General features: G+C 64.3%; 18 protein-coding genes. 10 read left to right on the plus strand and 8 right to left on the minus strand.

Features of this window, described 5'->3' with window-relative positions:
- The first annotated feature begins 79 nt into the window (after positions 1-79).
- On the plus strand, positions 80-448 hold the full coding sequence (locus DT068_RS12650) for a nuclear transport factor 2 family protein (RefSeq protein WP_119390188.1): 369 nt from the start codon (positions 80-82) through the stop codon (positions 446-448).
- 225 nt (positions 449-673) lie between these two features.
- Here the strand turns inward: DT068_RS12650 and DT068_RS12655 are convergent, their stop codons facing one another.
- Positions 674-1,726, minus strand: coding sequence for a quinone-dependent dihydroorotate dehydrogenase (locus tag DT068_RS12655; RefSeq protein ID WP_119390189.1), 1,053 nt, complete (start codon positions 1,724-1,726; stop codon positions 674-676).
- Complete coding sequence (locus tag DT068_RS12660; RefSeq protein WP_119390190.1) at positions 1,726-2,067, minus strand: DUF952 domain-containing protein; 342 nt, start codon at positions 2,065-2,067, stop codon at positions 1,726-1,728. The genes DT068_RS12655 and DT068_RS12660 overlap by 1 nt, the downstream gene beginning before the upstream one ends.
- Positions 2,068-2,338: 271 nt before the next feature.
- Here DT068_RS12660 and DT068_RS12665 point away from each other — a divergent pair, with 271 nt between their 5' ends.
- The 3 genes from DT068_RS12665 to DT068_RS12675 all read left to right on the plus strand — a co-directional run bounded on the left by DT068_RS12665 (position 2,339) and on the right by DT068_RS12675 (position 4,985).
- Positions 2,339-2,974, plus strand: a complete 636-nt coding sequence (locus DT068_RS12665; protein ID WP_119390191.1) for a S24 family peptidase — start codon at positions 2,339-2,341, stop codon at positions 2,972-2,974.
- A gap of 136 nt (positions 2,975-3,110) precedes the next feature.
- A complete protein-coding gene (locus tag DT068_RS12670) occupies positions 3,111-3,962 on the plus strand; it encodes a FecR family protein (RefSeq protein WP_119390192.1) in 852 nt (283 codons plus the stop codon).
- Between the two features lie 219 nt (positions 3,963-4,181).
- A complete protein-coding gene (locus DT068_RS12675; RefSeq protein WP_119390193.1) occupies positions 4,182-4,985 on the plus strand; it encodes a hypothetical protein in 804 nt (267 codons plus the stop codon).
- Between the two features lie 3 nt (positions 4,986-4,988).
- Here the strand turns inward: DT068_RS12675 and DT068_RS12680 are convergent, their stop codons facing one another.
- From DT068_RS12680 to DT068_RS12690, 3 genes are all read right to left on the minus strand, one after another.
- Complete coding sequence (locus tag DT068_RS12680) at positions 4,989-6,632, minus strand: lysine--tRNA ligase (RefSeq protein ID WP_119390194.1); 1,644 nt, start codon at positions 6,630-6,632, stop codon at positions 4,989-4,991.
- Between the two features lie 522 nt (positions 6,633-7,154).
- Positions 7,155-8,189, minus strand: coding sequence for an aldo/keto reductase (locus DT068_RS12685; protein ID WP_119390195.1), 1,035 nt, complete (start codon positions 8,187-8,189; stop codon positions 7,155-7,157).
- A gap of 263 nt (positions 8,190-8,452) precedes the next feature.
- Complete coding sequence (locus tag DT068_RS12690) at positions 8,453-9,316, minus strand: dienelactone hydrolase family protein (protein ID WP_119390196.1); 864 nt, start codon at positions 9,314-9,316, stop codon at positions 8,453-8,455.
- Between the two features lie 567 nt (positions 9,317-9,883).
- Here DT068_RS12690 and DT068_RS12700 point away from each other — a divergent pair.
- The 4 genes from DT068_RS12700 to DT068_RS12715 all read left to right on the plus strand — a co-directional run bounded on the left by DT068_RS12700 (position 9,884) and on the right by DT068_RS12715 (position 15,188).
- Entirely contained in the window at positions 9,884-12,700 is a 2,817-nt protein-coding gene (locus tag DT068_RS12700; RefSeq protein ID WP_119390198.1) for an ATP-dependent DNA helicase, read from the plus strand.
- A 118-nt stretch (positions 12,701-12,818) separates the two neighbouring features.
- Positions 12,819-13,400, plus strand: a complete 582-nt coding sequence (locus DT068_RS12705; RefSeq protein WP_119390199.1) for a methylated-DNA--[protein]-cysteine S-methyltransferase — start codon at positions 12,819-12,821, stop codon at positions 13,398-13,400.
- Positions 13,401-13,414: 14 nt separating this feature from the next.
- Positions 13,415-14,548, plus strand: coding sequence for an amidohydrolase/deacetylase family metallohydrolase (locus tag DT068_RS12710; protein ID WP_119390200.1), 1,134 nt, complete (start codon positions 13,415-13,417; stop codon positions 14,546-14,548).
- A gap of 226 nt (positions 14,549-14,774) precedes the next feature.
- Positions 14,775-15,188: a tellurite resistance TerB family protein gene (locus tag DT068_RS12715; protein ID WP_119390201.1), complete on the plus strand. Its 414-nt coding sequence runs from the start codon at positions 14,775-14,777 to the stop codon at positions 15,186-15,188.
- A gap of 109 nt (positions 15,189-15,297) precedes the next feature.
- Here DT068_RS12715 and DT068_RS12720 read toward each other — a convergent pair whose 3' ends face one another.
- Positions 15,298-16,623 (minus strand): MATE family efflux transporter, encoded by a 1,326-nt coding sequence (locus DT068_RS12720; RefSeq protein WP_119390202.1) that lies wholly within the window; start codon positions 16,621-16,623, stop codon positions 15,298-15,300.
- 115 nt (positions 16,624-16,738) lie between these two features.
- On the opposite strand from DT068_RS12720, the gene DT068_RS12725 reads away from it, so the two are divergent.
- The gene (locus DT068_RS12725; RefSeq protein ID WP_119390203.1) at positions 16,739-19,228 is read left to right on the plus strand and encodes a ligase-associated DNA damage response DEXH box helicase; all 2,490 of its coding nucleotides are present in this window, start codon (positions 16,739-16,741) and stop codon (positions 19,226-19,228) included.
- Positions 19,221-19,904 (plus strand): ligase-associated DNA damage response endonuclease PdeM, encoded by a 684-nt coding sequence (gene pdeM, locus DT068_RS12730; protein ID WP_368904697.1) that lies wholly within the window; start codon positions 19,221-19,223, stop codon positions 19,902-19,904. The genes DT068_RS12725 and pdeM overlap by 8 nt, the downstream gene beginning before the upstream one ends.
- Here pdeM and DT068_RS12735 read toward each other — a convergent pair.
- Together DT068_RS12735 and DT068_RS12740 are read right to left on the minus strand one after the other, a co-directional pair.
- On the minus strand, positions 19,897-20,334 hold the full coding sequence (locus DT068_RS12735) for a DUF3429 domain-containing protein (RefSeq protein WP_119390205.1): 438 nt from the start codon (positions 20,332-20,334) through the stop codon (positions 19,897-19,899). The genes pdeM and DT068_RS12735 overlap by 8 nt on opposite strands.
- Positions 20,335-20,370: 36 nt before the next feature.
- Positions 20,371-23,490 (minus strand): peptidoglycan-binding protein, encoded by a 3,120-nt coding sequence (locus tag DT068_RS12740; RefSeq protein WP_119390206.1) that lies wholly within the window; start codon positions 23,488-23,490, stop codon positions 20,371-20,373.
- Between the last annotated feature and the right edge of the window lie 160 nt (positions 23,491-23,650).

A 23,650-nucleotide genomic window follows, 5' to 3' on the forward strand; every position in this document is an offset into this window, starting at 1 on the left:
CCCCCGTCAGATCGGCGTTGGACGGTGCTTTACTCGAGCAAGGAATGCACTGAACGTTTCGTCGGGGATCAAGTACTTAATGACGCCACTCAACAGCTGCCGCCTGTTCCTCGGGGCCTGGGAGGACTCATCGCCCGAGGCGATCAGCCGCCTGTTTGCCGAGATGGGCGTCTTCACCAATCCGTTGCAGCCCAGGCCGCTGATCGGCCCGCGGCAGATATTCGATGCCGTCTCGGTGGGACTGGCGAAGATCGAGAATGTCACCATCCGGGTGTCCAACGCTTGGGAGCAAGGCTCGCAAGCCTGCGTCGAAGGCGAGTTCCTGGCGCGCAAGCGCGGCGATGGCGGTCGCTTCGACTTTCCCTTCATGCTGGTGCTCGAATTGGAGGAAGGCAGCGACAAGATCAGCCGCCTCAGCGAATATTTCGATACCGCCAGACTGCGCTAGGGCGAAATCTCCCTCCGCCGCGCAAAGCGCGGGGAGGGTGGCCGCCCGCAGGGCGGACGGGTGGGGTCTCTCCGTCGACAAGTGTCCAATACCTGGCTTGAACCGCTTGCAGGTTTTTTTGCTGCTTAATCTCCCTCGCATAGACACCCCACCCGTCGCGCGTTCCGCGCGCCACCCTCCCCGCCTTCGGCGGCGGAGGGAGAATCGGCGCACGCATGAGGATGTTTAGACCTTGCGGCCGACAGCGTCTGCGATACTGGCCAGGCCTTCCGTCCGCAGCTTTCGGGCCAGCCCTGAGACAATCTCCTCGATCAGCGCCGGCCCCTTGAAGACGAGCGCCGAATAGAGCTGCAGGAGGCTCGCTCCCGCCTCGATCTTGGCGAAAGCGGCCTCGGCGCTGTCGATGCCGCCGACACCGATGATCGGCATGTGCTTGCCCAGCCTTCCGTAAAGCTCAGCCAGCATGCGCGTCGACGGCGCGAAGAGCGGCTTGCCCGACAGGCCGCCGGTCTCGCTCCTATGCGCCGAGCGCAGAGGCGGGCGGGCGATCGTCGTATTTGAGACGATGACGCCATCGACCCGCATGGCGAGAAACACGTCCGCCATGTCGTCGAGATCGGCATCGGCGAGATCGGGCGCGATCTTCACCAGGAGCGGCGGGCAAGCGCGTTTCGCCCGCGCCTCGTTCAACCGGCCCAGCAACGCCTCGAGCTCAGGCTTCGACTGCAGATTGCGCAAGCCCGGCGTGTTGGGGGAAGAGATGTTCACCGTCAGATAGCTTGCAAGGCCGGCAAAAGTCTCGAGGCCTTTGACATAGTCGCCGATGCGGTCGGACGAGTCCTTGTTGGCGCCGATATTGACGCCGATGATGCCGCCCGCGGCGCGGCGCGCCTCCAGCCGGCGGCGCAAGGCGTCATGGCCTTCATTGTTGAAGCCTATGCGGTTGATGACCGCTTCGTCCTCGGCGAGACGGAACAGGCGCGGCCGCGGATTGCCCTCCTGCGGGCGCGGCGTGACGGTGCCCAGCTCGACGAAGCTCAGGCCCTGCGCCAGCATCGGGTCGGGCACTTCGCCGTTCTTGTCGAAACCCGCAGCAAGCCCCAGCGGATGGGCGAAGGAGAGGCCGAAGGCCGCGACGGCGAGCGCGGCCGGCGGCGCCGGCGGCGTATGCCGGGGCGCGAGGCTCAGTGTCTTGATGGTGAAACGATGCGCGCTTTCGGCGTCGAGCGCATGGAGCAGCGGGCGCAGAAGCGGGAAAGCCAGCCGGGCCAGCGCCATCACGGAATGCCTTCGGGAAAGAGATGCGCCGTGTCATGCCAGGGCAGCGGCACAACCGCGTGAGCCTTGTTCACATCGAGCGCGCCATAGAGATGCGGGAAGAGATCGCCGCCCCGAGACTTTTCCCAGCGCAGCCCCTGCCCCAGAGTGTCCGCCTCGATGGCGATGAGAACGAGGTCGCTGCGCCCGGCGAAATGCCGGCGCGCCGTCTCGCGCAGCTGGGGGCCGGCTGAAAAGTGGATGAAGCCATCGCGCAGATCGACCGCCGAACCCTGAAAAACGCCGTCGATCAAGGCTTTTTCCCACTCCTCGCGGTCGCAGATCTTGTAGATCACCGGCATCCGGGCCCCTTTTCGGGTGAGGCTTTAGACCATCCGGCAGCGCCTCGGAACGGCAAAAACACGGCTTTGCGCAGGGTTTTGCGGGACTCGACAAAGTCCACTACTTAAGGTATTATTCCTATAAATACGAAAACACAGAACTACCCAGACGCGGCGAGCGGGAGGCGAGCGTTTTTCGCAGCACTCCCGCTCCAACTTAAAAAAGTCGGATCATCTGAACGTTCCGGATCGCGACATCCGGAGCGTAAGCGATCCAGAGCGGAGCGTTGTCATGTTCACTCACAAGCAAGTCTGGACGGCGATCGATGTCATCGCGGAGCGCTATGGCTTCTCGGCCTCGGGCCTCGCCAAGAAAGCGGGCCTCGACCCGACCTCGTTCAACCCCTCGAAGCGCCATGGTCCGGATGGACGGCCGCGCTGGCCCACCACCGAAAGCATCGCGCGCGTGCTGGAAGCCTCAGGCGCCTCGGTCGAGGAATTCAGCGACCTGCTTGCCGGCCGCAAGGGCCAGCCGCCGAAGCGCCGGCAGATCCCGCTCATCGGCTTCACGCAAGTGGGCAAGAGCGGCTTCTTCGACGATTCGGGCTTTCCGGTCGGCACCTCATGGGACGAGATCGAAGCGCCCGGCATCGTCGACCAGAATGCCTATGCGGTCGAAATCCAGGGCGAGAGCATGCTGCCGGTCTATCGCGAGGGCGATATCGTGATCGTGTCGCCCTCGACCTCGATCCGCAAGGGTGACCGGGTGATCGCGCGTACCACCAATGGCGAAGTGCTGGCGCGCATCCTGCACCGGCAATCCGCCAAGACGGTCGAGCTCGCGGCCTTCAATCCGGCCGAGGAGATCAAGAGCATCGAGATGAAGGATATCGACTGGATCGCCCGCATCATCTGGGCGGGACAGTAGAGCCACCTCCGGACTGCCGGTTGAAAAAACTGGAGACACGCCAGTTACAATTTGACTTTTCGCCTTAGTTAACCTAAGGTTAATCGGCGCGACCGATTTGAGAGTGGGCGACAGGGGCTCAAAAGAGAGGTGTGTCATGCGTAGCAGGCACCAGATCGCGCTTGCATGTGTCCTAACCATCCTTGCCTTTGGCTCGGCGCAAGCCGCGTCGCCGATCGGCACCGCCGTCAGCACATCGACGACGGTCAGTGCCGGCGGGCGCACTTTGCAGAAATCCTCGCCGATCTTCTTCAACGACCTCTTGAGATCGAACGCAACGGGCCTCGGGCAATTCGTCTTCGATGACGGCACCAAGCTCGCCATGGGCCCGTCCGCGTCGCTCAAGATCGATCAGTCGATCTACAAGGGCAAGCGCACGCTGCAGCAGGCGAGCATCCAGGCGTCGAAAGGCGCCTTCCGCTATATCAGCGGCGCCGTATCCGGCCACAAGATCGCAACGCCCTATGGCACGATCGGCATCCGCGGCACCGCCTTCGACTTCACGATCAGAAACGGCAAGGTCTATATCCTCCTGTTCCGCGGCGCGGTGAGTTTCTGCAATGGCGGCACCTGCAAGACCCTCAGGCGTTCCTGCGACTATCTGGTCGGCGGCGGCGGTGGTGTCAGCGATCCCAAACCGTTGAGCACCGCGATAGATTCCGGGCTCAATATCGGCCAGGTCTTCCCGCTCACGGTCAATCAGGGCAAGCTCAACTCGCAATTCCGGCAGGGTACCAAGGGCTGCTACAGCCGTGCGGCCCGGCGGGCACCCAGTGTCATCGGGATTTCGCCGGAAGTTCAGGCCGCGGCGAGCGAGCCGCCCGGAGCGCCGGCGAGTCCCGCCGGCAAATCCAACAAGGGCTTCGGCAATGGCGGCGAGGCCGACGATAACGGCCCGACGGAAACACAGAATCCCGGCAAGGGCAACTCCTTTGGCAGGAACAAATAGGATCAGCCCAATTCGCCCTTGAGCGCCCTGCCGATCAGCGGCAATGAAATCAGCAGGCCGGCGTGTTGAGCTTCAGCAACGCCGGCCTCGATTTTTGTTGGGCAAAGGCTCTTTCAAACCGCTGCGCGCATCATATATCTCCTTGGAGGTAGCAAAGCTGTTCGACCAAGGGGCCGAATGCCGGACCGAGTTCAAAACACGTCCTGTTGGACGTCTCTTTTGTGGACGGCCGTCGCCTTTCTGGCGATCTTTCCCCCCTTCGCGGTCAATTCGACATCGTGGGGCATGCGAGCCATCTGGATCGGCTTCCTGCTGACCGCTGCTTTCTTATGTTTCATGGCGCATCTGCGGGAGCAAGAGGATCCGGAGTTGCACAAATACGCCGAGCTGCAGCGGAATGGCCCCTATGTACGCCGCTATCGGCCGCTCGCCTTCGGTGTCATCCTGATCACCCTTCTGGTCGTCGAAATCCCGGCTGTTGCTGCAACCTATGCGACCCCGGATCGGCCGATCCTGTGGCACGGCACAGAACTGATCGCGCAATGGGGCGAGGCGATTTTTCCACTGATCCCCAAATATGCAACGCAGATAACGCCCCCGCTCGAGCCGCAAGCCCTCTACAAGGTGCAGGCGGTTATGACGCTATTCCTTTTGGCGGGGGCTCTCATTTTCACCATCTACGCGTCCTACATTTTCTGCATGCCGCATGACGAAACCCAGATCCAGCAGCGGGTGGAACAAGCCATGACACCCAGCAGACTTGCCTCTTCCCCCACCGCAATGCTGCTCATCCTGGTGCCCTTCGGAGTCTTCTGCGGCTTTGCAATGTTCCTTGGCTGGTTCGAGTTTGATCCCCAGCCCCACTACCTGACCCACAAGAAATGCTTCATGCAGGCGGGCTGCTATGTTGCAGACGACCTGCTCCTGATCGCAACAGGTTTTGCCCGGATATGCGGAGCCTACGGCTTCTGGCTCGGCGCAATCCTATTTGCGCTCCGGGCATTTGCATCCGACACCGAATGAAGCTCAGCCGAGTTCGCCCTTGAGCGCCTTGCCGATCAGCGCCCTTGTATTGTCGATGCCATAGAGCGCGGCGAAAGACCCGAAGCGCGGGCCTTTCTCCTCGCCGAGCAACACCTGATAGAGCGTGTTGAACCAGGCGAGCGACACGCCGGCCGAGCCGTCCTTCTGCACCGTCCTGTAGGGATCGCGGCGGCCGACATCATAGACGGCCTGCTGGATCTCTTCCGGCGTCGCCGCCTTCGGCAGATTGCCCAGCGCCGCGGACAGATCCTCGAGCGCCTGCTTTTCATCGGCGGTGGCCTGGCGATACTTCTTCTGCGGCTTCACGAAATCCTGGAAATAGCGGATGGCGAAACCCACCAGCGCGTCGAGGCGCGGATGTGTCTCGGGCGACACCTGCGGCGCATAGCGCTTGAGGAAGGCCCACAGCACGTCCTTGCTTTCGGCATTGGCGACCGCCACCAGATTGAGCAGCAGCGCGAAGGACACCGCCTGGGTGCGCCCGCTTTGCTCGGTGACGAGCACTTCGGGTGCGGGCGGCGAGCCTGCATGGATGTGCCACACCGGATTGGTGAGCTTCTGCGCCAGCTCCTGTCGGCCATAGGCCTCGAGGAACGCCTGATAGTCATCGACGGCGCGCGGGATCACGTCGAAATAAAGCTTTTTCGCCTCGCGCGGCTTCGAATACATGAAGAGCTGCAGGCTCTGCGGGTCGGCATAGGTCAGCCATTCATCGATGGTGAGGCCATTGCCCTTCGACTTCGAGATCTTCTGGCCCTTCTCGTCGAGGAAAAGCTCATAGTTGAAGCCGTCGGGCGGCGGCGCGCCCAGCACCTTGCAGATGCGGCTCGCCAGCTTGACCGAGTCGATCAGGTCCTTGCCCGACATCTCATAATCGACATCGAGCGCATACCAGCGCATCGCCCAGTCGGGCTTCCACTGCAGCTTGCAGTGCCCGCCGGTGACCGGCGTCTCATAGGCCTTGCCGGAGGCGGGATCGCGCCAGACGATGGTGCCCGCCTTCACATCGCGGCTCTCGATCGGCACCTGCATGACGACGCCCGATTCCGGATGCACGGGCAGGAAGGGCGAATAGGTCTGCGAGCGCTCCTCGCGCAGCGACGGCAGCATGATCGCCATGATCTCGTCATAGCATTCGAGCGCCCGGAGCAGCGCCTTGTCGAAACGGCCGGCGGCGTAATATTCGGTCGAGCTCGCGAATTCATAGTCGAAGCCGAAGGCATCGAGGAACCGGCGCAGCATCGCATTGTTGTGATGGCCGAAGCTTTCATACTTGCCGAAAGGGTCGGGGATCGAGGTCAGCTTGCGGCCGAGATGCTGGGCAATGAGCTCCTTGTTCGGGATGTTGTCCGGCACCTTGCGCAGGCCATCCATGTCGTCGGAGAAGCACAGCAGCCTTGTCGGGATGTCCGACATGGTGGCGAAAGCGCGGCGCACCATGGAGGTGCGCGCCACCTCGCCGAAAGTGCCGATATGCGGGAGCCCTGAGGGACCATAGCCCGTCTCGAACAGGACTTCCTTAACGGGGTGTTTTTTGCCCTTCACGCGCTCCAGGAGCTTGCGGGCCTCTTCAAAAGGCCACGCCTTGCTGTCGAGAGCGGCGGCGCGAAGGAGCTGGTCGGTCATTTTCCTGTCTTTGCTGATAGAGCCTTGCCCATTTGATCGAATCCTCCGGATACGATCAAATGGGCAAAAGGCTCGAAAACATATTAGCTTGAGCGCTTCCTTATCGCCAAAGTCGAGCAACTTTGGCGGGAAGCGCTCATGAGAAAGCCCGGCAAATCGTTAGCGCGCGATCAGGAAAAGTGGAAGCCGGTTTTCCGTCCGATCGCGCGCCAACTATAGGATTCCGATCACGTTTATCACTTCAGGCCAAAATGGCCTGTAGTGATCGTGATCTAATTTTGCCGGGCTTTGCTCTATAAGCCGTATGGGCTTGCGTCAACCTCAGCGAAGCCTTCTCCAATTTTCCCCCTCGCCCGTTGCGAAGCAATGGGAGAGGGTGGCCGAAGGCCGGGTGAGGGCTCTTTGCCGCAACTACGATAGCTCTTGAAGGTTTGTTCGCTCCGAGAAAGAGCCCTCATCCGCCCTCCGGGCACCTTCTCCCATGCTGCGCACGGGAGAAGGGGAATTGGGGGATCTACCGCGTCAACCTCGGTCGACCGGGAAGGGATTGCGTTCGGCGAAGCCCAGCTGGTGCCAATAGGGATAGGGTGGCGTGGTCAGGCTCGCGGCATCGAGCTTCGCCACCTGATCTTTCGTGAGATTCCAGCCGACGGCGCCGAGATTCTGCCGCAGCTGCTCCTCATTGCGGGCGCCCACGATCACCGTCGATACGGAAGGCCGCTGCAGGAGCCAGTTGAGCGCGATCTGGGGAATGCTCTTGCCCGTCTCCTTCGCCACTTCGTCCAGCGCATCGACGACCTTGTAGAGATATTCGTCCGGCACCGGCGGGCCGTTATCGGCCGTCTTGTGCAGGCGGCTCTGCTTCGGCAGAGGGCTGCCTCTGCGCAATTTGCCGGTGAGCCGGCCCCAGCCCAGCGGCGACCACACCACGCAGCCGACACCCTGGTCGAGAGCGAGCGGCATGAGCTCCAGCTCATAATCGCGCCCGATCAGCGAATAATAGGCCTGGTGCGCGACATAGCGGGAATAGCCATAGCGCTCCTGGAGCCCGAGCGACTTCATCAGGTGCCAGCCGGAGAAATTCGAGCAGCCGAGATAACGGATCTTGCCCTGGCGCACGAGGTCATCGAGCGTCGAGGTCACTTCCTCGATCGGCGTCCTGGCATCGAAGCCATGCAGCTGGAAGAGATCGATATAGTCGGTGCCGAGACGCTTCAGGCTGCCTTCGACCTGCTTGATGAGATGGTAGCGCGATGAGCCGACATCATTGGGCTCATCGGAGAAGCGGAACGTCGCCTTGGTCGAGATCAGCACCTTGTCGCGCCGGCCCTTGATCGCCTTGCCCAGTATCTCCTCGGCAAGGCCGTTCGAATAGACATCGGCGGTGTCGAACATGGTGAGGCCCGCCTCGAGGCAGATGCTGACGAGCTTCGTCGCCTCGTCGACGCCGCTGCCGCCCCAGGCCTTGAAGAATTCATTGCCGCCGCCGAATGTGCCGGTTCCCATGCTGAGGGCAGGCACCGTGAATCCCGAGCCGCCAAGCTGCCTGAACTCCATTCTTCGCACTCCTGATGTGGTATTTGCTTGAAAATGGTTGACGCGAGGCGGGGAAGACGAGCCTCGCGGGATGCGTATCTTCCCGCATCCCCAGCCCGCAAGACAAGGGTCAATCGCGGATGGGTGCCATCCCTGTTTGCGCTGCCTAGCGCGCATCCCGGCGAAGTGGACTCACTTCGCCGAAAAGGATTCGTGCCAAATCAATATGTTGGAGCAAATCCTTATCGCCAAAGTCTCCAACTTTGGCGGGATTTGCTCTAACTTCAGGCAACAGCGAGGTTCTTCCTGAGGAATTCGACGGTGCGGCTCCAGGCCAATTCGGCCGCGTCCTTGTTGTAGCGCGCCGCATTGGCGTCGTTGTTGAAGGCGTGATTGGCGCCGTCATACATGAAGAGCTCATACATCTTGCCATTGTCCTTGAGCGCCTTCTCGAAATCCGGGACGCCGGCATTGATGCGCTCATCGAGCCCGGCATAGTGCAGCAGGAGCGGCGCCTTGATGGATGAAACCTGGTCGGACTTGGGCTGGGCGCCATAATAGACCACGCCCGCCGCCAGCGACGGCTCATTGACTGCAAGCTCACCGACCCTGCCGCCGCCCCAGCAGAAGCCCACCGCCGCGACTTTGCCGGTGCAGTCGGCGCGCGCGGCGAGGGCGGCAAGGCCGGCGCGCGACATGGCCACCGTCTCCTCGGATTTCAGCGTGCCGATAAGGTCGCGCGCCTTGTCCGCGTCATCGGGCGTGCCGCCCTTGATGCTCAGATAATCGGGAGCGAGGGCGAGAAAGCCCTCGGTCGCGAGCCGCCGCGCCACGTCCTTGATATGGGGGTTGAGGCCTCTGTTCTCGGAAATGACGATGACCCCGCCGGCCTTGGGGAATTCCTTCTGCTTGACGAGATAGCCCGAGATCTTGCCGACCGTCGATTCATAAGTGATCGTCTCGGGCAGGATGCGGGTGTCGTTCTCGGCCACCATCTCGGCCCTGACATAGTTGTTCTCGAGCAGCGGCAGGAGCGCCGTGGCCGCCGCCGTGCCGCCCGCCAGTGTCGTCAGTCTCTCGAGGAAATCGCGGCGCTTCATCTGGCCATGCGTGTAGCGGTCGAACAGATCGATATATCTCTGATCCATGGCGTTCCTCCCGGTGGACGACGAACAATGCCTTCGAGATGCGCCAGGTTCCAGACGGGATCGATCACAAAGAGCTGATCAGGCGCCGGCTCCTCGATCTATTCGGCCAGCGTCCCTTGCAATCATGGGCAGAGCCGTGCGATTTGGAAAACTCCATCTTGGAGAGATGCGTCAGGACAAGGATGCTCTGCCTTGCGCCGGCACGCTCCTGGGCCGGACATATGATGCGGGTCCTAGGAATATTCGCAAGGGCACGGTACCCGCCGCGCGCGACGGGAAATTCCCTGCATTTCCCGATCCTGCGCAGCCAGCTCATTGATATTGCTCAGCCGGCTTTTTTCTTGTGAAAATTCCCTGTAATTCCCTGTAAATCCCTGTATTTCGAGTCCCGTCGCACCAACAGAGCGCAAGGAATCACTGCCTATCATTGTCAATGATCACCTGATTTTTCACCGGTGAAACGCTCATGACAACAAGCGCAGCAATCGGCAGAAGCCGTGCGGCGCCCTTCTTCTCGTCAAACTTGGCCTATGCCCCGGCCGGCGATCACTGTATGTTCCGCTTCGAATGCCTCTTTCCGATACATTGCTCTTTCCGCACAGCCAGACGGCGCCCCTCGCCGTCCTCGATGGGGTCGCGCTCAGGCTCGCCAGCGGCCAAAGGCTCGAAGCGGGCGAGGCGCTCACCCATCTCATCCGCGAGCCGCATCTCCTCTGCCATTCGGCCTTCGTCATCGAAAGACTGGGCTTCGCCGCCGAGGCGCCGCGCAGCCTGATCCGCCAGGCGCGCGAGCAGAAGCATCTCGATGTCGCCGAGCTCTTCGCCTTTGCCTGCCCGGCGCGCTTCGCCACGCCGACGCCCAAGGGCCTCGCCCGCTCGCTCAATATCATGACGGGCGGCGATGAAGCGCAGATGCTGCGCGCCGTCGCCGATGACCTGCTGGCGCGGCTGGAAAGCCCCAACTATCCCCATTTGCGCGAGACGGCAGAGATCGCGACCTTCCTCGCCCGCGCCAACTGGCCGTGGGCGCGCGCCGTGATGGCGGCGCTGACGAAGGCCAATCCCCGCCTCGACATCGCGCCCTTCGTCACCGGCCTCAATGTGTGGGACCGGATCGACGAATGGGAAGATGACGGCGGCCGGCCGCCGGGCTCCCATCACGCCATCAAGCCCGAGGAAGCGCGGGACTTCCTCGACCAGCTGCTCGGCAGCGATGCCGAGGCGCGGCTGGCGCAGAAGGACTACGCCGCGACCGCCACCCACGCCTTCCAGCCGCGCGATGACGAGGCGGCGAACCACATCCTCCTCGCCGAAGCGGGCACCGGCCTCGGCAAGACACTCGGCTACCTGGCGCCCTCCTGGCTGTGGGCGCGCAAGAACAGCGCGCCGGTGTGGATCTCGACCTATACCAAGAACCTGCAGCGCCAGATCGACCAGGAGACCCAGCGCATCGTCGCCGATCCGGCCGAGCGGCGCGACCGCATCGTCATCCGCAAGGGGCGGGAGAACTATGTCTGCCTGCTCAACCTGCAGGAGGCCTTCAACCGGATGGGCTCGGCCAATACGCGCTCGGCACTGCTCGCCGCCTTGATCGCGCGCTGGGTGAAAGCGAGCCGCGACGGCGACATGGTGGGCGGCGACTTCCCCTCCTGGCTTCTGCCGCTGTTCAGCGACGTTGCCTTCGATGGCGAAAGCCGCGCGCTGTCGCCGCAGTCGCTCGGCCTCACCGACCGGCGCGGCGAATGCATCTATTCGGCCTGCCCGCATTACCGCAAATGCTTCATCGAGCGCGCCATGGCGCAGGGCCGCAAGGCCGATCTCGTCATCGCCAATCACGCGCTCGTCCTGCGCAAGGCGGCGGTCGATCACGCCATCGGCTACACCACGACCAAGGAAGAGGCCTCGGGCGCGCAGGACCTGCGCCGGCTCGTCTTCGATGAAGGCCACCATCTCTTCGATGCCGCCGACGGCGCCTTCTCCGGACATCTGACCGCCCTCGAGACGGCGGAGCTCAGGCGCTGGCTGCGCGGGCCCGAGACGGCCGGGCGGCGCGGGCGCGGGCTCAAGGACCGGGTCGGCGATCTCGTCGCCGATGACGAGCTTGCCGAGAAGCACATGAAAGCCGTGCTCTCCGCCGCTTATGCCCTGCCGGGGCCCGGCTGGACCCGGCGCATCCAGGCCGGCACGCCGGAAGGGGCGACGGAGGCCTTCCTGTCGCTGGTGCGCCAGCAGGTGCTGGCGCGGGCCGAGCAGAATTCCGGCCAGACGCTCGAGACTGATTGCGCGCCGCTCGCCGAGGGCCTCACCCAGGCGGCGGGCGAGCTTGCCGCCGCCCTGATCGATCTCAAGAAGCCGATGGCCAATCTCGCAGCGGCCCTCGCCCGCAAGCTCGATGACGCGGCGGCCGAGCTTTCGACGCATGACCGCGGCCGCATCGAAGCGGTGGCGCGCTCGCTCCGGCGGCGGGGCGAGCTCATGGTCGGCAGTTGGGTCGACATGATCGAGCGCTTGCTCGACAAGCCCAATGCGCTGTTCGTCGAATGGTTCTCGGTCGACCAGATGTTCGGGCGCGAGGCCGATGTCGGGCTGCACAGCCACTGGATCGATCCGACCGAGCCTTTGGCGCTCGTCGTGCTCAAGGAGGCGGATGGCGTCGTCATCACCTCGGCCACGCTCAAGGACCGTCCGCCCGAGGCGCCGGAAGACTGGACCAATGCCGAGATGCGCACGGGCGCGGTGCATCTGCCCTATCCGGTCAGGCGGGTGAGCTACGATTCGCCTTTCGACTACAAATCGGCGAGCCGCATCATCGTGGTGAACGACGTCAATCGCGAGGACATGGACCAGCTCGCCTCGGCCTATCGCGAGCTCTTCAAAGCCTCGGAAGGCGGTGGCCTTGGTCTCTTCACCGCCATCTCGCGCCTGCGCGCCGTGCACAGGCGCCTGGTGCGGCCCATGGCGCAATCGGGCCTTGCGCTTTATGCCCAGCATGTCGATCCGATGGACACCGGCACGCTGGTCGACATGTTCCGCGCCGAGCGCGATGCCTGCCTCCTCGGCACGGATGCGGTCAGGGACGGGGTCGACGTGCCGGGCGATTCCTTGCGCCTCATCGTGCTCGACCGGGTGCCCTGGGGCACGCCCACCATCCTCGAGCGTGCAAGGCGCCAGGCCTTTGGCGGCCAGGCCTATACCGACATGACGGTGCGGCTGCGGCTGCGCCAGGCCTTCGGCCGGCTGATCCGCCGCCAGGGCGACCGGGGCGCCTTCGTGGTGCTCGATCCCCGCCTTGCGTCGCGCTTCTGCACCGCCTTCCCGCCCGGCATGCGCATCGAGCGTGTCGGGCTTGTCGATGCGATCGACATGGTACGAGATTTCACATAGCGCGGGATGCGAAAAAGTGGTTACCGGTTTTTCGCGAGAATCCCGCGCCAAAATAGTAGAATCGATCACGATGAGTTTGGATCGATTCGATCCAAACTCATCGTGATCTGAGTTCCGCATGACGAAGACCTTGTCCTACAGCTTGTTCGAGACGGCGATCGGCGCCTGCGCCATCGCCTGGGGCGAGCATGGCATCACTGCGGTGAGTCTGCCCGAGGCGCATGCGACGGCGCTGCGGTCGCGATTCGCGAAACGCTTCCCCGAGGCGCAGGAAGACACGCCAACGGCCGCCATCGGCCAGGCGATCGCCCGCATCCAGGCGCTGCTCAAGGGCGAGGCCGATGATCTTGCCGATATCCCGCTCGATGACGCGGACCTGCCCGCTTTCAACAAGCGGGTCTATGCCATTGCCCGGCGCATTCCACCGGGCGCGACCCGCACCTATGGCGAGATCGCCAGGGAGCTCGGCGATCCGCTGCTGGCCCAGAGCGTCGGCCAGGCGCTGGGGCGCAATCCCTTCCCGATCATCGTGCCCTGCCACCGCGTGCTGGCCGCGGGCGGCAAGACCGGCGGCTTCTCGGCGACGGGCGGCATCGAGACCAAATTCCGCATGCTTGCCATCGAGCGCGCAAAAACCGACAATGCGCCCTCCCTCTTCGACGAGCTGCCGCTCAGCCCCCCACCCCGCCGATCCCACTGAAGCAAAGCCCTCTCATGTCACACGAACTCATCCTCACCGGCGGTCGCGTCATCGACCCGTCGCAATCTCTCGATGCCGTCACCGAAGTCGGCTTCGCCAAGGGCAAGGTGTCGGGCATCGGAACGAACCTCAAACGCGACCCTCAGACGAAGATCCAGGACGTCAAGGGCTTCATCGTCACGCCCGGCCTCATCGACCTCCACACCCATGTCTATTGGGGCGGCACCTCGCTCGGCGTCGATCCCGATCTTTATGCGAAGAAGAGCGGCGTCACCACCTCGGTCGATACCGGCTCGGCCGGTCCCGGCAATTTCCCCGGCTTCGCCAGGCATGTGATCGCGCCGTCGCGCTCGCGCATCTATGCCTATCTGCACATATCGCATGCCGGCATCTATGGCTTCTCGCGCGATGTGCATGTGGGCGAAAGCGAGGACATGCGGCTCATGGATCCGCGCGGCGCCGTCAAGGTCGCTGCGGAATATCCCGATGAGATCATCGGTATTAAGGTCAGGGTCGGGCGGCATGCGTCGGGCGACCAGGGTATTGCCCCTCTCGATGTGGCGCTCGATGCCGCCCATGAAGCGGGCATCCCCCTGATGGCGCATATCGACGAGCCGCCGCCGACTTACGAAGACGTGCTGGCGAAGCTTCGGCCGGGCGATGTGCTGACCCATGCCTTCCGGCCTTTCCCGAATTCGCCCGCCACCGCGCAGGGCACGATCAAGCCGGCGGTGCTCGCGGCGCGCAAGCGCGGCGTCCTGTTCGACATCGGCCACGGCATGGGCTCCTTCGCCTTCAAGACGGCGCGCGCCATGCTGGCCAATGGTTTCGAGCCCGACACGATCTCCTCCGACGTGCATGCGCTGTGCATCGACGGGCCGGCGCATGACCTCGTCACCACCATGTCGAAATTCCTCTGCCTCGGCATGGATCTCACCGCCATCATCCGCTCGGCGACCGAGACGCCGGCGCGGGCGATCAAGCGGCATGACCTCGGCACGCTCAAAGTCGGAGCCGCCGGCGATGCTTCATTGATCCGTATCGATGACGGAGATTTCGACTATGTCGATGTCGTTGGCGAGCATCTTGCGGGACAGAAGCGCATCTCGGCGCATGGCATGGTGATGCGCGGCGAATGGTGGGGGTGACCCTCCCTCCGCCACGCGAAGCGTGGGGAGGGTGGCGCGCGTCAGCGCGACGGGTGGGGTGTCGCCGCAGGGGATATTTCTCAGGAGAACCTCCAGACGGAGACACCCCACCCGTCCGCCCTTCGGGCGTCCACCCTCCCCGCGCTTCGCGCGGGGAGGGAGAGTTATCTGGACAAAGACAGCATCTCCCGCTAGCCAGTCGGCCTCAAGCAATTGGAGTTCACCCGTGGCCAAGACCATCAGCACGCATCACGCCTTGATCTATGTCATGGTCACCATCGCCGCCGTCGAGGGCCATCTCGGCGACCGCGAGCTCAAGGCGATCGGCCGCATCGTCAAGCAGCTGCCGATCTTCCGTTCGTTCGATGCCGACAAGCTCACCCATGTGGCGCAGGAATGCGGCGAGATCCTGCAGGACAAGGAAGGGCTCGAAGCGGTATTCGGCCTCGCCGCCGAAGCACTCACCCCCAAATTGCGCGAGACCGCCTATGCGCTGGCGGTCGAGATCGCCGCTTCGGATCTTGCCGTCGGCAAGGAGGAGCTGCGCTTCCTCGCCATGCTGCGCGACCATCTCGGCCTCGACAAGCTCGTCACCGCGGCGCTCGAGCGCGGCGCCATCGCGCGCTACCAGACGGAGTAAACGGGAACTCCCGCTCTCGCCTCGCGTTACAGGAAAGATTGTTTTCCTCAAGCGAGGTTCGACTGAGCACCATCCTGCTGATCCTTGTCCTGACCGGGTGCGCGAATTTCTAGCCGAAGGCTGCTTTTCTCAGCGCCGGCATGCGCAGCGCGAAGAACACGCCGCGCGCGGCGAAGAACACGATCATTGACAGCCATAGGCCGTGATTGCCGTAATATTTTTCGAGCGGCCACCAGGCGATGAAGAACACGATCATTGACAGCAGCATCATGTTGCGCATGTCGGCGGTCTGGGTGGCGCCGGTGAAGATGCCATCATACTGGAAGCAGGCGACGCCGATGAGCGGCGCCAGCGCCGACCAGATGAGATAATGGCGCGCCGTCTCGCGCACATCGGGATTGACGGTCATGGCGTCGATGAGCCAGGGGCCGGCCAGCCAGATGATGGCGAAAGTCAGGAAACCGACGACAATCGCCCAGATCCAGGTGAGCCGCATCGCCGTGGTGAAACGCTGGCGGTCACGCGCGCCGACCGCCTGGCCGACCAGCGCCTCGGTGGCGAAGGCAAAGCCATCGACGAGGAAAGCGGCGACATCGAAGAAATGCATGAGAATGGCATTGGCGGAAATGATGACATCGCTCGCCTTGGCGCCGCGCGCGGTGAACCAGGAGAAAGCCATGACCAGGCAAACCGTCCTGATCATGATGTCGCGGTTGATCGCAAAAGTGCGGATGAGCTTGGCACGGTCGAAAACGCGGGCCCCTTCGAAGCGCGCGCCCATCTGGCGCAGGCGCCGGAACGCAATGAACAGGCCCAGGAGTGCCGCCGCAACTTCGGCAATGAGCACCGCGAGCGCCACGCCATCCGATGTCATGCCGAGCCCCAGCACGAACAATAGGCTCAAGGCGCCATTGATGAGGTTGAGGCAGATCTGGACGATGAAGGCGATGCGGGCGCGGCCCTGGCCGACGAACCAGCCGATGAGGCAGAAATTGATGAGCGCGAAAGGGGCGGAAAAGACCCGGATATAGAAATAGGTCGCGGCATGGCTTTCGACCTCGGCCGACCCTTCGAGAAGGCTGAAAGTCAGCTGGGCAATGAAGGGCGACAGGGCAATGATCGCGAGGCCGGCAATGACGGCAATGATCAGCGCCCGCATCAGCACGGCGACGAGCTCGGCGGCATCGCCGCCGCCGGTCGCCTGGGCCGACAGCCCACCGGTGCCGAGCCTGAGGAACCCGAAGCCCCAGAAGATGAAATTGAAGATGAGGGCGCCGACCGTGATGGCGCCGATATAATAGGCGCCGGGCAATTGGCCGATCACCGCCGTGTTGACGACGCCGATGATCGGCTCCGTCACATTGGAGAGCATGATCGGCACAGCGATGGCGAGGACGCCCCGATGCGTCACCGGTGTCGATTGTGGGGAATGCATTGGCGGAGATTAGAACGATTCCGGCGTGGGTGTCGCGGCCTGCGCCCGCACTGCTGACAGGATATGTCACCAGGCGCCTTGGCATCAGCCGGTGTATTCTGGTTATGTTCGACCCATGGACGACCGCCCGACAGTTCTGCCCAAGATGTTCAGCGACTGGTTCCGGTCGCGCGGCTGGAGCGCGCGCCCGCACCAGCTCGCCGTGCTCGAAAAGGCACAGGCCGGTCTCGATGTGCTGCTCATCTCGCCGACCGGCGGCGGCAAGACGCTGGCCGGCTTCCTGCCGAGCCTCGTCGAGCTCTCGGCCACGCGCCAACGCGACGGCATCCATACGCTCTATGTCTCGCCGCTCAAGGCGCTTGCCGTCGATATCGCCCGCAATCTGGAGGCGCCGGTGAGCGAGATGGGATTGCCCGTCCGGGTCGAGACGCGTACCGGCGACACGCCGCATTCGCGCCGCAAGCGCCAGCGCGAGAAGCCGCCCGACATATTGATCACCACGCCCGAGCAGGTCTCGCTCCTCATCGCCGATGCGGGGGCGGCGCATATGCTGAAGGACCTGCGCGCCGTCGTGCTGGACGAGCTTCACTCGCTCGTCACCTCGAAGCGCGGCGTCCTCCTGTCGCTGGCGCTGTCACGGGTGCAGAGCCTCGCGCCCCGGACGCGGCGGATCGGCCTTTCCGCCACCGTCGCCGATCCCGATGCCCTGCGCGCCTGGTTGACGCCGCAACGGGGAGAGCGCGATCTGGCCGCCCTGGTGCTGGGCACCGCGGGCGCGCAACCGCAGATCAGCATCCTCAAATCGGCCGAGCGGGTGCCGTGGTCCGGGCATATGACCCGCTATGCGATCCCCGATGTCTATGAGGCGATCAAGCGCGCGCGCATGACGCTCGTCTTCGTCAATACACGCGCCCAGGCCGAGATGACCTTCCAGGCTTTGTGGAGCGCCAATGAGGATCATCTGCCGATCGCGCTGCACCATGGCTCGCTCGACGTTGCGCAACGGCGCAAGGTGGAAGCGGCGATGGCGCAGGGAAAATTGCGCGCCGTGGTCTGCACCTCGACGCTCGATCTCGGCATCGACTGGGGCGATGTCGATCTCGTCATCCATGTGGGGGCGCCCAAGGGTTCGAGCCGTCTCCTGCAGCGCATCGGGCGCTCCAACCACCGGCTCGACGAGCCCTCGCAGGCTTTGCTCGTGCCCTCCAACCGCTTCGAGGTGCTCGAATGCGAAGCGGCGCGCCAGGCCGCCGCCGAGGGCGCCCAGGACACCGAATACCCTTCCGTCCTCAAGCTCGACGTGCTGGCCCAGCACATCATGGGACGCGCCTGCGCCGCACCCTTCCATCCCGACCAGCTCTATGGCGAAGTCACCACCGCCTGGACCTATCGCAACCTGACGCGCGCCGACTTCGACCGCGCGATCGAATTCGTGACCAATGGCGGCTATGCGCTCAAGGCCTATGAGCGCTATGCCAAATTGAAGCCCTGGGGCCAGGGCGAGTTGCGCCTCGCCCATCCGCGGCTCGCCCAGCAATACCGGCTCAATATGGGCACCATCGTCGAAGAGGAGATGCTGAAGGTCAGGCTGGCCCATATCCGCAAAAGACTGGGCAAGAGGCTCGTCACCGGCGGGCGGGTGCTGGGCGAGATGGAAGAATGGTTCCTGAGCCAGCTCAGCACCGGCGATACATTCCTGTTCGGCGGCGAAGTGCTGCGCTTCGAAGGCCTCGATGAGTTCGGCGCGCTCGCCTCGCGCTCGCAAGGCGCCGATCCCGCCATCCCCTCCTATGCCGGCGGCAAGTTCCCGCTTTCCACTTATCTGGCCGGGCGGGTGCGCGAGATGCTGGCCGATCCCAAAGCGTGGCCGGCGCTGCCGGCGCAGGTGCGCGACTGGCTCTCGGTGCAACGCTGGAAATCGATCATCCCCACGCCCCGCCAGATGCTGATCGAGACCTTTCCGCGCGCGCAACGCCATTACATGGTGTGCTATCCCTTCGAGGGCCGGCTTGCGCATCAGACGCTCGGCATGCTGCTGACCAGGCGCCTCGAGCGCTCAGGCGCCCAGCCCATGGGCTTCGTCGCTTCCGAATATGCGCTCGTCGTGTGGACCTTGCGCGACCTCTCGCTCATGATCTCGACCGGACGCCTCAACCTGGCGCAGCTCTTCGGCGAGGACATGCTGGGTGATGATCTCGATGCATGGCTCGCCGAATCCAACCTGATGAAGCGCACCTTCCGCAATGCGGCGATCATCGCCGGGCTGATCGAGCGGCGATGGCCGGGAAAGGAGAAGACGCAGCGGCAGATGACGGTGAATTCCGATCTCGTCTATGACGTGCTGCGGCGCCACGAGCCCACCCATATCCTGCTGCGTGCCGCCTGGGACGATGCCGCCGACGGGCTCATCGATGTGCACCGGCTGGGAGCTCTGCTCAAGCGCATCCGCGGCCAGATCGTGCATCGCGCTCTCGACACGGTCTCGCCGCTTGCCGTGCCGGTGATGCTTGAGATCGGCAAAGAATCCGTTTACGGCGAGGCTGATGACGCTCTCCTCGCCGAAGCCGAAGATGAACTCATCGATGAGGCCATGCGCCTTGTCTAGGGAGACCTCGATCGCTCTCGGCGGCATCGACCTGCTGCCCGACCTCGCCGGCGCCCTCTACGTGCCCGACTTCGACGCGCTGCTCGTCGCCGACCTCCATCTCGAAAAGGCCTCGAGCCTCGCGCGGCGCGGCGCGCATCTGCCGCCCTATGACACGCGCGCCACGCTGGAGCTCTTGTCCTTCTCGCTCGCCGCGGCACGGCCGAAGCGGCTCATTCTCCTCGGCGATTCCTTCCATGACGAGGAGGCGCATCTGCGCATCGATCCGGCCGATGTCGCCGAGCTTGCCCGTCTCACGCGCGGCATCGACCTCATCTGGCTCGCCGGCAATCATGATCCCTCGCCACCGCGCGCACTTGGCGGACATTTCGCGGGGGAGATCGCCCTGGGCCCGATCACGCTGCGCCATATTCCGGGCAGTCTGTCCGAGGGCGAGTGCGAGATCGCCGGCCATCTGCATCCCGCCGCCGCATTGGCGCAGCGTGGCCGGTCGCTCAGGCGCAAATGCTTCGTCGGGCATGCGCGGCGCATCGTCATGCCGGCCTATGGCAGCTTCACCGGGGGTTTGAGCGTTTCGGCCGAGCCCTTCCAGGCGATCTTTCCCGACGGCGATTTCACCGTGTGGATGATCGGCGGCAAGGCCATTCACCGCTTCCCGTCGCGGAGGATCAGCTGATCGTGCGGATGAGCATCATGGTCGAGGAGACGATCGCGACGGCGGCGATATAGCTGCGCAGCCTGAGGAACCAGGGCGCAAAGCCCTCGACCGTCAGCGCATCACGCAGCAGAATGAGGAAGAAGCCGGCGATCAGGAAGGTGAGGCCGGTGGTCGGCGGCATGAGCAAGGCGAGCCATGCGGCGAGGAGCGGCACCAGGCCGAAGAGCAGTTCATCGCGCCGGCGCGCGCTGCCATAGGCACCCGTGGCCAGGGCCCAATGGGCGCCGCCCAAAAGTGCCGCCAGAAGTGCGGCATAGGACAGGAAAGCCTGCACCAGCCGGCCGGCCGACGGCAGCGAGAATACCAGGATCAGCAGGATCACGAAGGGCAAGAGGGCCATGAGCCCAATGGCCAGGGCAGGTCTCGGAATGCCATCGCCTTGCAGCATGCGCAGTCCTCACGAGCGGAGCCCGCTGAACGGGAATCAGCCGGCCTTGGCCCTGAGCCTGGTCAGAAGCTCAGGTGTCACTTCCCCGGTGATCCGCATGCCCGACTTCAATTCGAACAGTCTTATGGAATTGCGGGTGCGGCTTCCCATCGTGCCGTTGGCTTCACCGGCATCGAAGCCGAGGCGGTTCAGAAGCTCCTGCGCTTCCTGCACGCCATTCGTGCCATCGGTTGCGGCGACCGCCGAGCCGATGACCGGCAGGTCGGATTTCGCCTCGGCGGCAACCGGGCGCTCCTGCCAGTCGGGATTGGCGATGGCGACGACATTGGCGGCGTCGAGATCGGGCTTGGGCGTCCAGCCGGCCAGCCGCGATCGCACCCTGGCGGCGACGTCCTTGGGCAAGGTGCTCTCCAGCGTCTTCGCCTTGGCCGCCGCATCGGCGTCGTTCTGGCGCGCCGCGAGGCTGTACCAGAACAGCGCCTGGCCCAGATCCTGGTCGACGCCGAGGCCCCGCTCATAGAGGAGAGCCATGTTGAACTGGCTGTCCTTCAGATTATGTGCCGCAGCTTCGGCAAACCAGTGGGCGGCGCGCCCATAGGTCGCCTTCGACTTGTCGCCGCTCGCCAGCAGCACCGCCGCATTGTGCATGGCGCGGACATTGCCGGCCGCGGCGGCGCGCTCATACCAGTCGAGCGCGGCCTTCAGATCGAGCTTGGTGCCGATGCCGCGCTCGCAGAGCGCGCCCATGCGATATTGCGCCGGCGCCAGTCCCTTGCCCGCCGCGAGCGTGTACCAGCGCGCCGCGGCGGCGTTGTCCTGAGGGACGGCCTTGCCCTCGGCGAAACGGGCGGCGACGATGAACGCCGCCTGGGCATCGCCGGCGAGCGCGGCCTGGCGCAGGCTCTGCGTGCCAATGCCGATCGGCAAAGCCTCGCCATCCGTGACCGAGAATGCGCTTGCCGTCCTGGTTCCGCCAGGCAACGAGCTGGTATAGATGCCGTTGCCCAGAACGGCGTCGGTCTTGGCCAATGTCGTGTTGAGCTTCTCGAACACGCTCGAGCCGCCGGCGGAAGGCTGCACCTGCTCGGTGGCCGGCGGCGGCGTCATCGACACGTTGCGCTGCGGCTTCTTCACATAGGTATAGGCAAAGGCGGAGGCCGCCGCGAGCAGCACCAGGCCGATCAGGATCAGCCGGCGGCGCTTGCCGGCATCGGCGGCCTTGGGCGCTGCAGGCGCTGCCGGCATCGCCGAAGTGAGGCTCGCCGGCTCGACCGCCTTGTCGCGCCTGCGGAAGCGCAGGGAGAAGCGTGATGGCCCCTTCGGCGCCGCGGAGTCAGCCGCCTTCTTGCGGCCGAGGAATCCCGCCGCCGAAGGACCCGGCGTCTGCTGGGCGGCGGCCTGGGCGACGCGGCGCGCCGCGATGATGAACTCATCCTGGACCGATGCCGGCACCGGCGCCGGCTCAGGCTGCATGACGGGCGGCTCGATCGGCTGATAATCGGCGTAGCCCGCTTCGGCCTTGAGATCGGGCCAGGCTTGTGATTCGGCGGCAGGCTGCGATTCCTCGGCCGGCGCGACGAAGGCCTGCGGTTCCTCGACCACCGCCTGCGGCTGCTCGCGCAGCTGCTCAAGCTCGGTCAGCTTGTTGACGATCTGCTCGAGCGTCTCATGCACGGCACCGAGCGTTTCCTGATTGCGCTGATCGGCGTTCTCGTAATTGGTCCTGACCGCGGCGAGCGCATTTTCGAGCGCCTGCAATTCGGCCGACGGACCGGACGCCGGGACCTTGCCGGACCAGTCCTGCATGAGGCGGCTCGCCATGCGATTGGCGGCGTCCTCGGCCACGTCGCGCGCCCAATTGCGGTTCTGCTCCATGCTTTGATAGAGCTGATGGATCGATTGCTCGAGCGTGGCGATGTGCTGGAGCTGCTGCTCGGTATTGGCGAGGCGATCGGATACGCCGGCGAATTCGCGCTCGATGCCGGCCCAGGCCGGAGCATGATCCTCGCGCATCGACGCGGCGATGCGATTGTCGAGATCGAAGACGCGGCGCTCGAGCTCGGCGATCTGGCCGCCGACATTGTCGCCGTGGCTTTGCTCGAGCCACTTGCTGATCTCGGTCAGGCGGCGGTCGAGATCGGCGATCGAGCGGACATCCGCACCCTGGGCGACGCGCGCCGAGAGCTGCTCGATGGCGACGCGCAGAGCTCTCAGATCGCGCTCGGAGGCGGCTTCCGCCTTGAGGTCGTCGACACGCTGGCCAAGGCTCTCCATCTCGGCGCGCAGATGCCCGATCTCGCCGCTGTCGGCGCGGCGCGCATCGGCGTCGCGGAAGAGCGACTGCATGCGGCCTTCGAAATCGCGCAGATCCTGCTGCATCTGCTGCACGGCCTGGCCCTGGGCGCGCTGCGCGGAGGCTTCGGAGGCCTGTTTCACCTGGTCGATGCGGGTGCCGAGCCTGCCAACCTCGTTCTGCACGAGCTTGCGCACATCCTCCTGCCCGTCATGGCCGGTGACCCGGCCGGTAAGGTCGGCGATGCGGCTTTCAAGCCGGGCGATCACCGGCGCATCGGCGAGCAGGCGGTCGCTGTCGATGGGAGCGCTCGCCGCATAGGCGACGTCGTTGAGGCGCTCCTGCACGGCTTTCAGCGTGTCGCGGGTCTTGCGCTCGCTCACCTCGATGTGATCGACGATGTTGCGCACCGCGGTCTCGAGTGAACGGTAGCCCGGCACATCCTCCGGCTCCTGCGGGAAATGTCCGATCTCCTTGGCGATCTTGTCGCCGAGCGTCTCAAGGCGCTCGCCGAAGCGGGCAAAATTCTCCGCCGTCTGGCGTTCGCTCGCCTCGACGCGGGACAGGATGTCGGCGAGCGAATTGTCCTGGGCCGGGCGGCTGCGCTCATAATAGCGGCCGGCGGCCGTGTCCTGGCGCGCCATGCGGGTGAGCTGCTCGGACAGAAGATCGAGCTTGCTCTGGATGTCGTGCATGTCGTTGCGCGCCGCCGGCCGGTGCGGCTCGATTTCGTCGGCCTGCTCGCGAATGACCGTGTTCAGCCATTCGCCGAGTGTCATGCCGGAGCGGCGCGCAGCATGCTTGGCCGCCTCGCGCGCTTCAGTGTCGATACCCTTGACGCTCCACGGAATTCCCGGCTTCATGCCCGCTCTCACCCTCACGGCCCCGCACCTCGACCTTCACGGTGGATGGCGACCCTCCAAATCACCCTAAAGGTTAACGTTTTAGGTAAAATTTCCGTTAAGGTTGTCGCCACGCCTTCGCCGCTTTTGGGCTTTAGCCATGCGGTACCCCTATGGCAGC

This window comes from Taklimakanibacter lacteus, assembly GCA_003576695.1.
Classification (GTDB): Bacteria; Pseudomonadota; Alphaproteobacteria; order Rhizobiales; family Aestuariivirgaceae; genus Taklimakanibacter; species Taklimakanibacter lacteus.

What these genes read in the sequence shown, in the direction of transcription:
- DT068_RS12670 (WP_119390192.1), top strand. Translation starts at nt 3,111, where the DNA reads ATGCGTAGCAGGCACCAGATCGCGCTTGCATGTGTCCTAACCATCCTT.
- DT068_RS12685 (WP_119390195.1), bottom strand. Translation starts at nt 8,189, where the DNA reads ATGGAGTTCAGGCAGCTTGGCGGCTCGGGATTCACGGTGCCTGCCCTC.
- DT068_RS12680 (WP_119390194.1), bottom strand. Translation starts at nt 6,632, where the DNA reads ATGACCGACCAGCTCCTTCGCGCCGCCGCTCTCGACAGCAAGGCGTGG.
- DT068_RS12665 (WP_119390191.1), top strand. Translation starts at nt 2,339, where the DNA reads ATGTTCACTCACAAGCAAGTCTGGACGGCGATCGATGTCATCGCGGAG.
- DT068_RS12740 (WP_119390206.1), bottom strand. Translation starts at nt 23,490, where the DNA reads ATGAAGCCGGGAATTCCGTGGAGCGTCAAGGGTATCGACACTGAAGCG.
- DT068_RS12725 (WP_119390203.1), top strand. Translation starts at nt 16,739, where the DNA reads ATGGACGACCGCCCGACAGTTCTGCCCAAGATGTTCAGCGACTGGTTC.
- DT068_RS12705 (WP_119390199.1), top strand. Translation starts at nt 12,819, where the DNA reads ATGACGAAGACCTTGTCCTACAGCTTGTTCGAGACGGCGATCGGCGCC.
- DT068_RS12690 (WP_119390196.1), bottom strand. Translation starts at nt 9,316, where the DNA reads ATGGATCAGAGATATATCGATCTGTTCGACCGCTACACGCATGGCCAG.
- DT068_RS12710 (WP_119390200.1), top strand. Translation starts at nt 13,415, where the DNA reads ATGTCACACGAACTCATCCTCACCGGCGGTCGCGTCATCGACCCGTCG.
- DT068_RS12650 (WP_119390188.1), top strand. Translation starts at nt 80, where the DNA reads ATGACGCCACTCAACAGCTGCCGCCTGTTCCTCGGGGCCTGGGAGGAC.
- DT068_RS12700 (WP_119390198.1), top strand. Translation starts at nt 9,884, where the DNA reads ATGCCTCTTTCCGATACATTGCTCTTTCCGCACAGCCAGACGGCGCCC.
- DT068_RS12655 (WP_119390189.1), bottom strand. Translation starts at nt 1,726, where the DNA reads ATGGCGCTGGCCCGGCTGGCTTTCCCGCTTCTGCGCCCGCTGCTCCAT.
- DT068_RS12735 (WP_119390205.1), bottom strand. Translation starts at nt 20,334, where the DNA reads ATGCTGCAAGGCGATGGCATTCCGAGACCTGCCCTGGCCATTGGGCTC.
- DT068_RS12660 (WP_119390190.1), bottom strand. Translation starts at nt 2,067, where the DNA reads ATGCCGGTGATCTACAAGATCTGCGACCGCGAGGAGTGGGAAAAAGCC.
- DT068_RS12720 (WP_119390202.1), bottom strand. Translation starts at nt 16,623, where the DNA reads ATGCATTCCCCACAATCGACACCGGTGACGCATCGGGGCGTCCTCGCC.